Genomic DNA, 13,730 nt, shown 5'->3' with positions numbered 1-13,730 from the left:
CAGGCGATCAGGGGCGTTTGGCGCGACTCGGGGCAACGCGCGGTGGCTCGTTCGGCTGCTTCGGGTAGACCGGCGGCCACGGCGCGTCCATCAGCCCGTCGGCCAGGTCCTGCCGCGACCGCTCCAGCAACGGCTCCAGCGACTGCGGCCGCTCGTTCATGCCCGCCCACGGATCGCCGCGCTCGGCCACCCGCGCGGGCACGGTGGCGATGGTCAGGTCGTCCGGTTCGACCGTGCCGAGTTCGTCCCAGCGGATCGGCGTGGACACCTGCGCACCGGCCCGCGGGCGCACGCACCACGCCCCGAAAACCGTCTTGTGCGGCGCGTTCTGGTTGAAGTCGACAAAAACGCGGGCGCCGCGTTCCTCCTTCCACCACTTCGCGGTGATCAGCGCGGGGTGCCGCCGCTCCAGTTCCCGCGCGAGCGCGACCGCGCTCGCCCGCACCTGGTAGCCGTCCCATCGCGGCTCGAGCCGGACGTAGACGTGCAGCCCGCGTGAACCCGAGGTCTTCAGGTGCGCCTCGATGCCGAGTTCGGCGAGCAGTTCCCTGGTCAGCGCGGCCGCCTCCCGCAGCTGCTCGAAGCTGACACCGGGCGACGGGTCGAGGTCGATGCGGAGTTCGTCGGTCACTTCGGGCGTTTCGGCGTGGTACGGCCAGACGTGGAAACCGAGGCAGCCGAGATTGACCGCCCACAGGATGTGCGCGAGGTCGGCGGCGACCAGCGCGTCGCTGGTGGTGCCGTTCGGCGTGGACACCACGGTGGTCCGCAGCCACGGCGGCACCGACTTCGGCACGCGTTTCTGGAACCACGACTTGCCGCCCGCCCCGCTCGGGTACCGCTCCAGCAGCAGCGGGCGGCCCTGGATGGTGCCCAGCAGCGGACCGGCCACGGCCTGGTAGTACCGCACCAGGTCGAGCTTGGTTTCCGCGCGCTCGGTGAAGAAAACCTTGTCCGGGGAGGTGATCGGCACCTCGACGCCGTCGGTCTCGACCACCACCGCCTCGCTCATCCGGCGCTCCCGAACAACGCGGTCAGCTCCGCGGGCGCGACCTCTTCGAGCTGGGCGTAGGTGCAGGACTTCGGATCGCGGTCGGGCCGGAAGCGGACCAGCCTGCCGCCGTGCCGGAACCGCCCGGCCAGCACGTGCTCGTACCGGACCTCGGCCACCCATTCGGCACGCAGCGGTTCCCACGACAGGTCCTTCTTGCCGGTCCACCGGCTCACCCCGCCCGGCATCCGGCCGCCCACCTGCGCGTGCTCCTCGGCCCACGCGCGCCACGGGTGCTCGGCCATCGCGTTCTCCCGCAACGGCGCCAGCTCGTCGACCAGTTCCCGGCGCCGCGCGGCGGTGAAGCTGCTGGCCACGCCGACGTGGTGGAGCCTCCCGTTGTCGTCGTAGAGGCCGAGCAGCAGCGAGCCGACGCCCTCACCGTCCTTGTGCCAGCGGAACCCGGCCACCACGCAGTCGGCCGTGCGCTCGTGCTTGACCTTCCACATCACGCGCTTGTCCTGCTCGTACGGCTGGTCGCCCGGCTTGGCCATCACGCCGTCGAACCCGGCGCCCTCGAACCGGGTGAACCAGTCTTCGGCGACCGCGGGATCGTCGGTGACCGGGGTGAGCACGATCTGCGACAACGCGTCGGACAGCAGGCTCGCCAGCAGGCGGCGGCGTTCGGCGAAGGGCTCCTCGGTCAGGTCGCGGTCGCCGAGCGCGAGCAGGTCGAAGGCGACGAAGCTGGCGGGCGTCTCCACGGCCAGCTTCTGCACGCGGGAAGCGGCCGGGTGCAGCCGGTTCTGCAGCGTGTCGAAGTCCAGCCCGGCGCCGGTGACCACCACGATCTCGCCGTCCACCACGCACCGCGGCGGCAGCGCGGCCCGCAGCAGCTCGACCAGCTCGGGGAAGTAGCGGGTGAGCGGGCGGTCGTTGCGGGACCCCAGCTCGACCTCGTCGCCGTCGCGGAAGACGATGCAGCGGAAGCCGTCCCACTTCGGCTCGTACAGCACACCGGGTCCGCGCGGCACGTCACGGACGGACTTGGCCAGCATCGGTTTCACCGGCGGCATCACGGGCAGATCCACGCTCGGATCGTAGGCCGTGATCAGCCGAAACGCCTCAGGAAACTTCGGTGAGCCGGGCCAGCGCGCCGACCAGCGGGGCCAGCTCGGGCAGTTCCTCCGCGTCGGCCAGCGCCCGCGAAAGCGTGCGGTCGTGGGTCGGGCGGGCCTCGGCGAGCAGCGCCTGCCCGGCGGCGGTCACCTCGGTGTAGATGCCGCGGCGGTCGGTCGGGCACAGGTAGCGCTGGAGCAGGCCGCGGTCCTCGAGCCTGCTCACCAGCCGCGTGGTCGCCGACTGGCTGAGCACCACGGCGTTGGCGAGCTGGGTCATCCGCAGGTGGAAGCCGTCCTGGCGGGCCAGTACGTCGAGCACGGTGTACTCGCTGACCGACAGCTCGTGCTCGCGCTGGAGCGCGCGTTCGAGCTGGTCCTCGATCCGGGCGTGCAGTGCCGCCAGGGTGCGCCACCCCTGGGCGCGTGCCTCCACGGCGTCATCGGGCAGTGACACGGTTCACCACTCCTCCAGGGGACAGCCCTGATCGTTGCCTGCTAGCGTATCGCTCGTCAGCAATTACCCGCGTCTGCAACTATTGCTCACGCCGGTATCTGCTCTCCACAGGATACCCACCGTTGTGAAGGATCGAAGCGTCATGCCCGTCGCCTTGTTCGCGCTGGCGATCAGCGCCTTCGGCATCGGCACCACCGAGTTCGTGATCATGGGCCTGCTGCCGGAGGTGGCCGCGGACTTCGGCGTCTCCATCCCGGCCGCCGGCCTGCTCATCTCCGGGTACGCGCTGGGGGTGGTGGTCGGCGCGCCGCTGCTCACCGCGCTCGGCTCACGCATTCCGCGCAAGACCGTGCTGGTCGCGCTGATGGTGCTGTTCATCGCCGGGAACCTGCTCTCGGCCGTGGCCACCGGCTACGGCCTGCTGATGACCGGCCGGATCGTGGCTGCGCTGTCCCACGGTGCCTTCTTCGGCGTCGGCTCGGTGGTGGCGGCCTCGCTGGTCGCGCCGTCGCGGCGGGCCAGCGCGATCGCGATGATGTTCACCGGGCTGACCGTGGCGAACGTGCTCGGCGTGCCCGCCGGGACCGCGCTCGGCCAGCAGCTCGGCTGGCGGTCCACGTTCTGGGCGGTCAGCGCGCTCGGGGTGGTCGGCCTGGTCGGCATTCTCGCGCTGGTGCCCCGGCAGGAGCGCGTCGAAGGCGGTGGCCTGCGCAGCGAACTGGCCGTGTTCCGCAAGCCGCAGGTGTGGCTGGCGCTGGCGATGACCGCGCTCGGGTTTGCCGGGGTGTTCGCCTCGTTCACCTACATCGCGCCGATGATGACCGAGGTGGCCGGCTTCTCCAGCGGCGCGGTCACCTGGCTGCTGGTGTTGTTCGGCGCCGGGCTGGTCGCGGGCAACCTGCTCGGCGGGCGGGCCGCGGACCGGGCGCTGATGCCCAGCCTGTACGCCATTCTCGCGGCGCTTTCGCTGGTGCTGCTGGCGTTCGTGGTCACCGCGCACGCCCAGCTGCCCGCGGCGATCACCATCGCCCTGTTCGGCGCCGCCGGGTTCGCCACCGTGCCCCCGCTGCAGGCCAGGGTGATGGCGCAGGCGAAGGAGGCGCCCGCGCTGGCGTCGGCGGCGAACATCGCCGCGTTCAACCTGGGCAACGCCGGCGGGGCCTGGCTCGGCGGCCTGGCCATCGACGGCGGCCTCGGCTACACCGCGCCCAACTGGATCGGCGCCCTGCTCGCCGCCTCCGGGCTGCTGGTCGCGCTGTTGTCGGGGATGCTGGACCGGAAGCGGTCCCCCGGGCTCGTCACCGTCCACTGAGGAAAACCACGAAAGGAAGGCAAGTTCCATGACCGGCATTCCCACCGTCACCCTGAACAACGGCGTGACCATGCCGCAGCTGGGGTACGGGGTGTTCCAGGTTCCCGACGCGGAGACCGCGACCGCGGTGACCTCAGCGCTCGAAGCCGGGTACCGCAGCATCGACACGGCCACCGTGTACGGCAACGAACGCGGCGTCGGCCAGGCGCTGGCCGACTCGGGCATCAAGCGCGAGGACCTTTTTGTCACCACCAAGCTGTGGAACTCCGACCAGGGCTACGACGCCGCGCTGCGCGCGTTCGACGCCAGCGCGGAGCGGCTCGGGCTCGACTACCTGGACCTGTACCTGATCCACTGGCCGACCCCGGAGCGCGGGCTGTACGCCGAGAGCTGGCGGGCGCTGGAGAAGCTGCACGCCGACGGCCGGATCCGCGCCATCGGCGTGTCGAACTTCCAGCCGTCCCACCTGGACGAGCTGGCGCGCACCGGCTCGGTGGTGCCCGCGGTGAACCAGGTCGAGGTGCACCCGTACCTCCAGCAGGCCGAGGTCCGCGAGTACAACGAGAAGCACGGCATCGTCACCGAGGCGTGGAGCCCGCTGGCCAAGGGCGGCGACCTGCTCGCCGACCCGGTGGTGCGCGAGCTGGCCGCCAAGCACGACCGCACCCCGGCGCAGGTGGTGCTGCGCTGGCACCTGCAGCTGGGCAACGTGGTCATCCCCAAGTCGGTGACGCCGTCGCGCATCCGGGAGAACCTGGCGGTGTTCGACTTCACGCTGGCCGACGAGGATCTCGCCGCACTGGCGTCCCTTGACCGCGGTGAGCGCACCGGGCCGGACCCCGACACCTTCAACGTGGCCTGAGGGGATCGGCATGCGCTTGGACCTGAGCGGGAAGACCGCGCTGGTCACCGGCTCCAGCCAGGGCATCGGGCTGGCCATCGCGACCGGGCTGGCGCAGGCGGGCGCGCGAGTGGCGGTGAACGGCCGCAAGCAGTCCACTGTGGACGAAGCCGTGGCGCGCGTGCGCGAGGCGGGCGGGGACGCGGTGGCCGCCGTCGCGGACGTGGCCTCCGCGGAAGGGGCCGGGGAACTGGTCGCGCGACTGCCCGAAGTGGACGTGCTGGTCAACAACCTCGGCATCTTCGGCGCCGAGCCGCCGCTGGAGATCAGCGACGACGAATGGCGGCGGTACTTCGAGGTGAACGTGCTGTCCGCGGTCCGGCTGACCCGCGTCTACCTGCCCGGCATGACCGCGCGCGGCTGGGGGCGGGTGCTGAACATCGCCAGTGACTCCGCACTGGTCACCCCGGCCGAGATGATCCACTACGGCGTCTCGAAGACCGCGCTGCTCGGCGTGTCGCGCGGGTTCGCGAAAGAGGCGGCGGGCACCGGGGTCACGGTGAACTCGGTGATCGCCGGGCCCACGCACACCGGCGGGGTCGAGGACTTCGTGTACCAGCTGGTGGACCGCTCGCTGCCGTGGGAGGAGGCGCAGCGCGAGTTCATGCGGCTGCACCGGCCGCAGTCACTGCTGCGGCGGCTGATCGAGCCGGAGGAGATCGCGAACATGGTGGTCTACCTGAGCTCACCACTGGCCTCGGCGACCACGGGCGCCGCCGTCCGCGTGGACGGCGGCTACGTCGACTCGATCGTCCCCTGAGCCCCCGAACGCAATGAATGTGGCTTTCATAGCGTCTGGCGCAATGAAAGCCACATTCATTGCACGGCGGCCCCGGGCCTAGCCGGTGAGCCGCCTGCCGAGGCCGCCGTCCACGGGCAGCTTCACGGCCGTGGTGAACGTGGCGTCGAAGGCGAGGAACAACGCGGCCGCCGCCACCTCCTCCGGCGTGCCGTGCCGCTTCATCGGGGTGACGGCGTCGCCCGCCTTCGAGAAGGCCGCGCGTTCCTCCGCGCTCGCCCCGGTCAGCCCCATGCTCGGCGTGTCGATGAACCCGGGCGCCACCGCGTTCACCCGGATTCCCCTCGGCAGCAGTTCCGCCGCCAGCACCTGCGCGAACGACCACACCGCCGCCTTCGAACCGGCGTAGGGCCCCAGGCCGGCCGCCCCGCCCTCGTCGGCCACCGACGTGGTGAACACGATCGCGCCGCCGTCCTTCAGCCGTGGCAGCAGCCGCCGCACGGTGAAGAACGCGCCCTTGGTGTTGACGTCGAAGGTCCGGTCATACAGCTCTTCGGTGGTCTCGGCGACCGGGGTGCCGTAGGCCACCCCGGCGTTGACGAACAACGCGTCCACCCCGCCGAGCCGGTCGTCGACGATGCCGCCGAGCGCGTCGATGTCGGCCATGCTCGCCGCGTCGGAGCGCACCACGAACGCTCGCGGGCCCAGTTCGTCGCGCGCCGACTCGACCCGGCGCTCGTCGAGGCCGGTGACCAGGACCTGCCCCTCCCGCGCGAGCACCGCCTTCGCGATGGCCAGCCCGATGCCGTGCGTCCCGCCGGTGACCACCGCCCTCGGTGCGATCACGCCCACCCGTCGCCCGCCACCACCCTCAATGGAGCGCTCCGCGCCGATCACGATTCTCCCCGCAGAAGCTTGATCACACCGACCGCGTCCTCGTCGCCGTGGCCCTGCGCGACCCGCTCGCGGAACAACCGCAGCACCGGCTCCATCAGGTCCGGCCGCACGCCCTGCTCCACGCTGGCCTCGATCAGGTTCGGGAACGCCTTCGCCTGCATGGCCAGGTTCGACACCACGTCCTTGGTGTAGTCGTCGCGGTCGACCCGGTCGGCCGCCTCCTTGACGAACCCGGACATCGCCTCGATCCACGGCACCAGCAACGCGGAGAACTCGGTCGCCGGCACGCCCGCCGAGCCGATCAGCGCGTAGGCGTGCACCACACCCGCGTGCATGCCGTACATCCCGCTCAGCAGCGCGAGGTCGTACAGCGCCGCCAGCCCGGTGTCCTCGCCGACGTACCGCACCGCGCCGAAGGCTTCGAACAGCTCGCGCTGCGCCTCGACCGCGTGCTCCGGTCCGGAGTAGAGCACAAACGACGCCTCGGTCCCGATGCCCGGCGGCACCGCCATGATGCCGCCGTCGACGTACTCCGCGCCCAGCGCCGTGACGCGTTCGGCCAGCTCACGGGCCTGCCGCGGGGTGCCGTTGGTCAGGTTGACCACGGTCCGGCCGCGCAGCCGGTCGCCCGCCGCGTCGAGCAGTTCGCCGACGGCTTCGTTGTCGACCACGCACAGGATCACCACCGGACTCGCCTCGAAGGCTTCGGCCAGCCCGGCGGCCTCGCGAGCCCCGGCGGCGGTCAGCTCACCGGCTTTGCCCGGCGTGCGGTTCCACACCGTGACCGGGAAGCCGTTCCGCCGCAACGCCGCGGCCAGCGCCCGGCCCATGTCCCCCAGCCCGGCGACGGTGGCGCGGGTGGTGAAGTTCTCGGTCATCGTTCCTCTTCTCGTTCGCTCCCTTGACCGTCTTCACCGTGCGTGCCGGGGCTTTCGGTCCGGTTCGGATCCGCTCACGGGGAACTGTCGGTGGGCCCGGCTAGGCTGGCTCCCGTGCGTTTCGGTGTGCTTGGTCCGCTCGAGGTGTGGACGGCGGATCAGCGGCCGGTGCGGGTGCCGGAGGCGAAGGTCCGCGCCCTGCTCGCCGACCTGCTCGCGCACCGAGGGCGCCCGGTTTCGGTGGACCGCCTGGTCGACGACCTGTGGGGCACGCGCCCGCCGGCGAACCCGACCGGCGCGCTGCAGACCAAGGTGTCCCAGCTGCGGCGGGCGCTGGAGGACGGCGAGGCGGGCGGCCGCGAGCTGGTGGTGTCCGGCCCGTCGGGGTACACGCTGCTGGCCGAGCCCGCCGACGTCGACCACAGCCGGTTCGAGCAGCTGCTGGAGCAGGCCCGCCAGGCCGCGGACCCGCGTGCCAAGGCGGCCCAGCTGGCCGAGGCGCTGGCGTTGTGGCGTGGTGCCGCGTTCGCCGACTTCGCCGACGCGGACTTCCTCGCGCCGGTGATCCAGCGGCTCGACGAGCAGCGGCTGGTGGCGCTGGAGGAACAGGCCGAAGCCCGGCTGGAGCTGGGCGAGCACAGCGAGCTGGCCGGGGAGCTGACCGACCTGGTCGCGCGGCATCCGCTGCGGGAGCGCCTGCGCCGCGCGCACCTGCTCGCGCTGTACCGCGCGGGCCGTCAGAGCGAAGCGCTCGCCGGGTACACCGAGCTGCGCCAGCGCCTCGCCGACGAGCTGGGCCTCGACCCGAGTCCCGAGCTGGCCGAGCTGTACCAGTCGATGCTGCGGCAGGATCCGGCGCTCACGCCGTCGGCCCGCCGCACCACGAACCTGCCCGCGCAGCTGACCGGGCTGATCGGGCGGGACGCCGAGGTCGACGAGGTCGGGCGGCTGCTCGCGGCGCACCGGCTGGTCACGCTGACCGGGCCGGGCGGGGTGGGCAAAACCCGGCTGGCCATCGAGGCGGCGTCCCGGCTGGTCGGTGGTTTTCCCGACGGGGTGTGGCTGGTCGAGCTGGCCGGGCACTGGACACACGGCGCGCCGGAGGCCGCGTGCTCGGTCGCCGAGGTCACCGCGAGCATGCTGAACCTGCGCGAGGACACCAAGTCCGGCACGCTGCCGCCGCCGTCGGACCAGCTCGCCGAAGCCCTGCGTGACCAGCGCCTGCTGCTCGTGCTGGACAACTGCGAGCACCTGGTCGAGCCGGTCGCCGACCTGGTGCGGCTGCTGCTGCGGACCGCGCCGGGCCTGCGCGTGCTGATCACCAGCCAGGAGCCGCTCGGCCTGGCGGGTGAGTTCGTGCACACCGTGCGCCCGCTCGAACTGAGCAGTGCGATCGAGCTGTTCCGCACGCGGGCGACCGCGGCGGCGCCGGATTTCGCGTTGTCCGAGGAGAACAGCGAGGCGGTCGCGGAAATCTGCCGCCGCCTCGACGGCATCCCGCTCGCGCTCGAACTGGCCGCCAGCCGCATCCGCGTGCTCGGCGCGCAGGAACTGCTGTCCCGCTTGGACGACCGCTTCCGCCTGCTCGTCACCGGCGAGCGTGGTGCGCCCGCCCGGCAGCAGACGCTGCGCGCGATGATCGGCTGGAGCTGGGAGCTGCTCACCGAGGCCGAGCGGATCGTGCTGCGACGGCAGGCCGTGCACACCGAGGGCTGCGAGCTGGAGGCCGCCGAAGCGGTGTGCGCGGGCGACGGGGTGAAGCCCGGCGAGGTGCTGGACCTGCTGGCGCGGCTGGTCGACCGGTCGCTGGTGGCGGTGACCAGGCAGGGCGGCCGCACGCGGTACCGCCTGCTGGAGTCGGTGGCCGCGTACTGCGTCGAACGGCTGCACGAAGCGGGCGAGTACGACGAGGTCCGGCGGCGGCACCACCGGTACTACCTCGACCTGGCCGAACGCGCCGAAGAGCGGCTGTGCCGGTCCGATCAGCGGAGCTGGCTCGACCGGCTGGACGCCGAGAGCGCCAACTTCCGGGGCGCGCTCGAGGGCGCGGAGATCGACGGCAACGCCGAGTTGGCGATCCGGCTGGTCAACGCGCTGGGCTGGTACTGGTTCCTGCGCGGCAGGCTGCGGGAGGGCCACCGGTCGGTCACGCTCGCGCTCGGCATCGACGGCCACGCGCCGGAGGTCCCGCGGACCAGGGCGATGGCCTGGCGCGCCGCGCTCACCATTCTCATCGGTGAGGGCTCCGGCCTGCACGAAACCGCCGAGCGGGTGCTGGCGCGGTACGAGGAGGTCGACGATCCGCTGGGCCGTGCGCGGGCCGAGTGGTTCCTGAGCTTCGCGTTGATCGGCGCGGGTGACCTCGACCTCGGGGCCGCCAGGGTCGAGCGCGCGCTGGCCGGGTTCCGCGCGCTCGGCGACCGCTGGGGCGAGGCGGCCGCGCTCAGCCTGCAGGCCATGCAGGCGCGCCCGCGGGGCGGGCTGGCGCGGGCGCGGCGTGACTCCGAACGCGCCCTCGAGCTGTTCCGCGAGGTCGGTGACCGGTGGGGCGAGGTGAAGTCGACCGACACGCTCAGCTCGCTGGCCGAGATCGCCGGTGACTACGAGCGCGCGGAAAGCCTGCACCGCAACGCTTTGCGGCTCGCCGAGGAGCTGGGCCTGTGGAACGAGGTGTCCTACTCGCTGTCCGGCATCGGCCGGATCGCGTTGCTGAAGGGCGAGTTCGCCAAGGCCGACGAGTACCACGAGCGCGCGCGGAAGCTGGCCGCGCAGCATTCGCACAAGCGCGGTGAGCAGTTCGCCGAAATCGGGCTGGGCTTGTCCGCGCGGCGGCAGGGCCGGCCCGAGCGCGCCGAGGCGCACCTGGAGCGGTGGCTCGAGTGGTGCCGCCAGGTCGACGGTGATCTGGGCACCGCGCTGATCCTGGCCGAGCTGGGGTTCGCCGCGGAGCAACGCGGCGAGATCGCGCTCGCGCTGGACCGGCAGCGGGAGGGCCTGGACGCCGCGCTCGCCACCGGTGATCCGCGCTCGGTCGCACTGGGACTGGAGGGTCTGGCGAGCGCGAGCGCGGCGGCCGGGGAGCACGCCGCCGCCGCACGCCTGCTCGGCGCGGCGGCCGCGACCAGGGCGTCGGTGGGCACGCCGCTGCCCGCCGCCGAACGCGGTGACGTGGACCGGACCACCGCCGCGGCCCGCGCCGCACTGGGCGAATCCGGCTTCACCGAACAATTCCGGCATGGTGAGCAGCTGTCCCCCGAGGTGGCCGCGGGGTCCTTTGTGGACATTCAAGGGTGACAACGCTGGTGCCGGGCCGCGGCCGGGTGTCAGGATGGCTGGATGATGCCGTCCGGGGTGTGCACAGCGGAAGAGGGCTTGACCGTCGCCGTCGCCTGGCACGGTGACGCGGTCGAACTCGCGGTGACCGGCGAGCTGGACACCACGACCGCGCCACTACTGTCGGACGCACTCGCGCGGGCCGCCGAGGACCGGCCGTCGGCCGTGGTATTGAACCTGGGCGGCGTGGATTTCCTGGCCAGCGCGGGACTTTCGGCGCTGATCGAAGCGAACTCCGGGCTCGGCCTGCCGTTCGCGCTGGTGGTCACCACCGATCAGGTGCGCAGGCCGCTGGCCATCACCGGACTGGACCAATTCCTCCCGCTCTACCCGAGCGCGACCGCCGCTCTCGCCGCCGCCTCCCCCGGCCAGGGCACACGACGCAGGCACCACACCCCCGAGACGCCACCGCTTCCGCGACGCCACCCGCAGCCCTAGCCGCCGCCTGTCGCCTGCGCACGCAACGCGGGAGGCCGGACGCCGCCGCCTGATCGGCCGAGTGCGCAACACCCGGTGCTACCTGAGCGGCGAAGTACGCAACGCGAACACCACGCCTGCCGCTCCCTGATCGGCCGAGTGCACAACGCCCGCCGCCGCCCGAGTGGCGAAGTACGCAACGCGAGCACCACCCGCCGCTCCCTGATCGGCCGAAGCGCGCAAGGCAGACGGCCACGCCCGCCGCTGCCCGAGCAGCGAAGTGCGCAACGCAGGAGCCACGCCCGCCGCCACCTGAGCGGCCTACACACCCAACTCCGCCACCGCGCCGAGGGACGCCGCCGTCCCCGGGGCGCCCGCCGCCCTCGCCGCCATCGGTTGGGTTAGGTATCCAGCGTGGGCGGCACACTCGCCACCTGGTCGGCCGACTCGCGCAATGCCGTTACCACGGCCCGGATCGCTGGTCGCCGGGCCGCGCTGGTGCGCCACAGCACGTGGACCTGCCGCGCGGGCCCCGGGTGAATCGGCACCACGCGCACCCCCTCCGGCACGTGGCCCCGGCCCAGCCGTGGCAGGACCGCGACCCCCAAACCGGCGGCGACCAGGGCCAGCTGTGTGGAGTGCTCCGACGCGGTGTGCACTATCCGTGGTGCCTCGAGCGTGCGCGTCAGCCAGTCGTGGCAGAGTTGGCCGTCGGTCCAGGTGATCCATTCCTCCGCGCCCAGCTCCGGCAGGGGCACCTCGGCGCGGCCGGCCAGCGGGTGCCCGGCGGGCACCGCCAGGTCGAGGGGGTCGTCGAGCAGGTAGTCCCGGGACAACCCCTCCGGCAGCACCAGCGGCGCCTCCGGCCAGTCCTGCACCACAGCCACATCGACGTCACCCCGGCACAACCCGGCGACGGCCTCCGGCGGCTCCTGCTCGTCCATCCGCGGCTCCAGCGCCGGATACTCAGCCCGCAGCGCACGCAGCGCCCCGGGCAGCAAACCCCGCGCGGCGGTGGCAAAAGCCGCGACGGACAGCGCACCGGCGACCGCGCCGCGGTGCCGTGCCAGCTCCGCCTCCACCTCCTCGACCTGCGCCAGCAGGCGATCACCGTGTGCGGCCAGCAGCGTCGCCGCGTCGGTCAGGCGGATGCCGCGGCCGTTGCGCTCCAGCAGCCGCTGCCCGACCTCGCGTTCCAGCCTGGCCAGCTGCTGCGACACCGCCGACGTGGTCACGTGCAGCTGCGCCGCGGCACCGCTCACCGAGCCGGTGGCCGAGACCGCCCGCAGGACCCGCAGCCGTTCGAGGTTCAACACTTAAGCGATGCTACGCGATCACCAGCACAAAGACTCGCTTGTCTAAACCCATGGCCGACTCCAGGCTGAAGCCATGACCTTGAGCAAGCAAGCGGGCCTGGCCATCGGCGGCGACCTGCCGGTGAACCGGCTCGGTTTCGGCGCCATGCGGCTGCGGGGCCGGACCGCCGGAGAACGGGCCGAATCGATTCGGATCGCCCGGCGGGCGGTCGAACTCGGCGTCGACTTCGTCGACACCGCGGATGCCTACGACCTCGGCGGGAACGAGGAACTGCTGGCCGAAGCACTGCACCCCTATCCACCCGGACTGGTGATCGCCACCAAGGGCGGCCAATGCCATCCCGGCGACGACTGGATTCCACTCGGACGGCCCGAATACCTCCGGCAACAGGCGGAACTGAGCCTGCGCAGGCTGCGAATTCCGCAAATTGAACTTTACCAGTTGCACCGGGTGGATCCGGCGGTTCCGCTGGCTGACCAGATCGGCGCATTGACCCGCCTGCGCGAAGAGGGGAAAATCCGGCACATCGGCCTGTCCGAGGTCACCGTCGAGCAACTCGCCGAAGCCGAGTCGATCACGCCGATCGCCAGCGTGCAGAACCTCTACAACCTCGAGCAGCGAAGGTCTGAACCAGTGCTCGAGTACTGCGAGCGCCGTGGTATCGCGTTCATCCCGTGGCTGCCGATCAAGCCGAGCACCAGCGCGAACGGCACCACCGCACAAGTCGCCGCCCGGCTCGGCGCGACGCCGGCGCAGGTGGCACTGGCCTGGCTGCTCCGGCGCTCCCCGGTTGTCTTGCCCATTCCGGGCACTTCGTCACGCCGCCATCTGGAGGAAAATCTGGCCGCGCTCACCCTTTCACTGTCCGATCAGGACTACGCGGAGCTGGATTCCGGCGCCGGTAAACACGACTGAGGAAGCCGAATACCGCAGTTGTGCGCCGATCGTCTATCGTGCCAAGAGGATGGCGGACCAGGGGGTGCGCCGAATCGTCCTGGGAGCGGAAGACATGGCACAAAAAGTTTCCGTGGTGATGTCCGACGACATCGACGGGTCGCCGGCCGACGAAACCGTTCATTTCGGCCTCGACGGGGTCGATTACGTGATCGACCTGTCCGCCGAGAACGCCGACGAACTGCGGGACGCGCTGTTCCGGTTCGTCGAGGTCGCGCGCCGGGTGAGCGGCCGGAAGAAGCGCGGGTCACCGCCGATGCCGAATGCCGGTCCGGCGGTCGGCACCTCGCAGCGCCGGGCCCGCGCGCAGGCCATCCGCGCCTGGGCCCGGGAGAACGGTTTCGAGGTCTCCGACCGCGGCCGGGTTTCACTCGAGGTCGAATCCGCCTTCGCCAAAGCCACCGGGAAGTAGCCAT

General features: G+C 72.0%; 13 protein-coding genes. 7 read left to right on the top strand and 6 right to left on the bottom strand.

Features of this window, described 5'->3' with window-relative positions:
- Positions 1 to 7: 7 nt before the first annotated feature.
- The 3 genes from ligD to A4R43_RS38915 are packed head-to-tail and all read right to left on the bottom strand — an operon-like array spanning position 8 to position 2,566.
- A complete protein-coding gene (gene ligD, locus A4R43_RS38925; protein ID WP_113696667.1) occupies positions 8 to 1,012 on the bottom strand; it encodes a non-homologous end-joining DNA ligase in 1,005 nt (334 codons plus the stop codon).
- Positions 1,009 to 2,082: an ATP-dependent DNA ligase gene (locus A4R43_RS38920; RefSeq protein WP_205215158.1), complete on the bottom strand. Its 1,074-nt coding sequence runs from the start codon at positions 2,080 to 2,082 to the stop codon at positions 1,009 to 1,011. Before A4R43_RS38920 ends, ligD begins: the two co-directional genes overlap by 4 nt.
- A gap of 34 nt (positions 2,083 to 2,116) precedes the next feature.
- Positions 2,117 to 2,566 (bottom strand): MarR family winged helix-turn-helix transcriptional regulator, encoded by a 450-nt coding sequence (locus A4R43_RS38915; protein ID WP_113696666.1) that lies wholly within the window; start codon positions 2,564 to 2,566, stop codon positions 2,117 to 2,119.
- Positions 2,567 to 2,708: 142 nt separating this feature from the next.
- On the opposite strand from A4R43_RS38915, the gene A4R43_RS38910 reads away from it, so the two are divergent.
- The 3 genes from A4R43_RS38910 to A4R43_RS38900 are packed head-to-tail and all read left to right on the top strand — an operon-like array spanning position 2,709 to position 5,539.
- Positions 2,709 to 3,878 carry an MFS transporter gene (locus A4R43_RS38910; RefSeq protein ID WP_113696665.1) on the top strand — a complete coding sequence of 390 codons (1,170 nt, stop codon included), beginning with the start codon at positions 2,709 to 2,711 and terminating at the stop codon, positions 3,876 to 3,878.
- Positions 3,879 to 3,906: 28 nt separating this feature from the next.
- The gene (locus A4R43_RS38905; protein WP_113696664.1) at positions 3,907 to 4,740 is read left to right on the top strand and encodes an aldo/keto reductase; all 834 of its coding nucleotides are present in this window, start codon (positions 3,907 to 3,909) and stop codon (positions 4,738 to 4,740) included.
- A 10-nt stretch (positions 4,741 to 4,750) separates the two neighbouring features.
- Entirely contained in the window at positions 4,751 to 5,539 is a 789-nt protein-coding gene (locus tag A4R43_RS38900; RefSeq protein WP_113696663.1) for an SDR family NAD(P)-dependent oxidoreductase, read from the top strand.
- 78 nt (positions 5,540 to 5,617) lie between these two features.
- Here the strand turns inward: A4R43_RS38900 and A4R43_RS38895 are convergent, their stop codons facing one another.
- Positions 5,618 to 6,364 (bottom strand): SDR family oxidoreductase, encoded by a 747-nt coding sequence (locus tag A4R43_RS38895; RefSeq protein ID WP_236808524.1) that lies wholly within the window; start codon positions 6,362 to 6,364, stop codon positions 5,618 to 5,620.
- A 47-nt stretch (positions 6,365 to 6,411) separates the two neighbouring features.
- A complete protein-coding gene (locus A4R43_RS38890; protein ID WP_113696662.1) occupies positions 6,412 to 7,293 on the bottom strand; it encodes an NAD(P)-dependent oxidoreductase in 882 nt (293 codons plus the stop codon).
- A 114-nt stretch (positions 7,294 to 7,407) separates the two neighbouring features.
- Here A4R43_RS38890 and A4R43_RS38885 point away from each other — a divergent pair, with 114 nt between their 5' ends.
- Together A4R43_RS38885 and A4R43_RS38880 are read left to right on the top strand one after the other, a co-directional pair.
- Positions 7,408 to 10,587 carry an AfsR/SARP family transcriptional regulator gene (locus tag A4R43_RS38885; protein ID WP_113696661.1) on the top strand — a complete coding sequence of 1,060 codons (3,180 nt, stop codon included), beginning with the start codon at positions 7,408 to 7,410 and terminating at the stop codon, positions 10,585 to 10,587.
- Positions 10,588 to 10,665: 78 nt separating this feature from the next.
- Positions 10,666 to 11,064 carry an STAS domain-containing protein gene (locus A4R43_RS38880; RefSeq protein ID WP_162788750.1) on the top strand — a complete coding sequence of 133 codons (399 nt, stop codon included), beginning with the start codon at positions 10,666 to 10,668 and terminating at the stop codon, positions 11,062 to 11,064.
- Positions 11,065 to 11,444: 380 nt separating this feature from the next.
- Here the strand turns inward: A4R43_RS38880 and A4R43_RS38875 are convergent, their stop codons facing one another.
- Positions 11,445 to 12,359 carry a LysR family transcriptional regulator gene (locus A4R43_RS38875; RefSeq protein ID WP_113696659.1) on the bottom strand — a complete coding sequence of 305 codons (915 nt, stop codon included), beginning with the start codon at positions 12,357 to 12,359 and terminating at the stop codon, positions 11,445 to 11,447.
- A gap of 73 nt (positions 12,360 to 12,432) precedes the next feature.
- Between A4R43_RS38875 and A4R43_RS38870 the strand changes: the two genes are divergently transcribed.
- Together A4R43_RS38870 and A4R43_RS38865 are read left to right on the top strand one after the other, a co-directional pair.
- Positions 12,433 to 13,275: an aldo/keto reductase gene (locus tag A4R43_RS38870; RefSeq protein ID WP_113696658.1), complete on the top strand. Its 843-nt coding sequence runs from the start codon at positions 12,433 to 12,435 to the stop codon at positions 13,273 to 13,275.
- Between the two features lie 94 nt (positions 13,276 to 13,369).
- A complete protein-coding gene (locus A4R43_RS38865) occupies positions 13,370 to 13,726 on the top strand; it encodes a histone-like nucleoid-structuring protein Lsr2 (RefSeq protein WP_113696657.1) in 357 nt (118 codons plus the stop codon).
- The last annotated feature ends 4 nt before the right edge of the window (positions 13,727 to 13,730 follow it).

This window comes from Amycolatopsis albispora (assembly GCF_003312875.1).
In the GTDB taxonomy this organism is placed as follows: Bacteria; Actinomycetota; Actinomycetes; order Mycobacteriales; family Pseudonocardiaceae; genus Amycolatopsis; species Amycolatopsis albispora.
The sequence above is the reverse complement of the archived record's forward strand: the minus strand, read 5'-3'. Positions and strand labels throughout refer to the sequence as shown.

Coding starts and splice junctions, on each gene's coding strand:
- A4R43_RS38870 (WP_113696658.1), top strand. CDS start 12,433: ATGACCTTGAGCAAGCAAGCGGGCCTGGCCATCGGCGGCGACCTGCCG.
- A4R43_RS38905 (WP_113696664.1), top strand. CDS start 3,907: ATGACCGGCATTCCCACCGTCACCCTGAACAACGGCGTGACCATGCCG.
- A4R43_RS38890 (WP_113696662.1), bottom strand. CDS start 7,293: ATGACCGAGAACTTCACCACCCGCGCCACCGTCGCCGGGCTGGGGGAC.
- ligD (WP_113696667.1), bottom strand. CDS start 1,012: ATGAGCGAGGCGGTGGTGGTCGAGACCGACGGCGTCGAGGTGCCGATC.
- A4R43_RS38910 (WP_113696665.1), top strand. CDS start 2,709: ATGCCCGTCGCCTTGTTCGCGCTGGCGATCAGCGCCTTCGGCATCGGC.
- A4R43_RS38900 (WP_113696663.1), top strand. CDS start 4,751: ATGCGCTTGGACCTGAGCGGGAAGACCGCGCTGGTCACCGGCTCCAGC.
- A4R43_RS38865 (WP_113696657.1), top strand. CDS start 13,370: ATGGCACAAAAAGTTTCCGTGGTGATGTCCGACGACATCGACGGGTCG.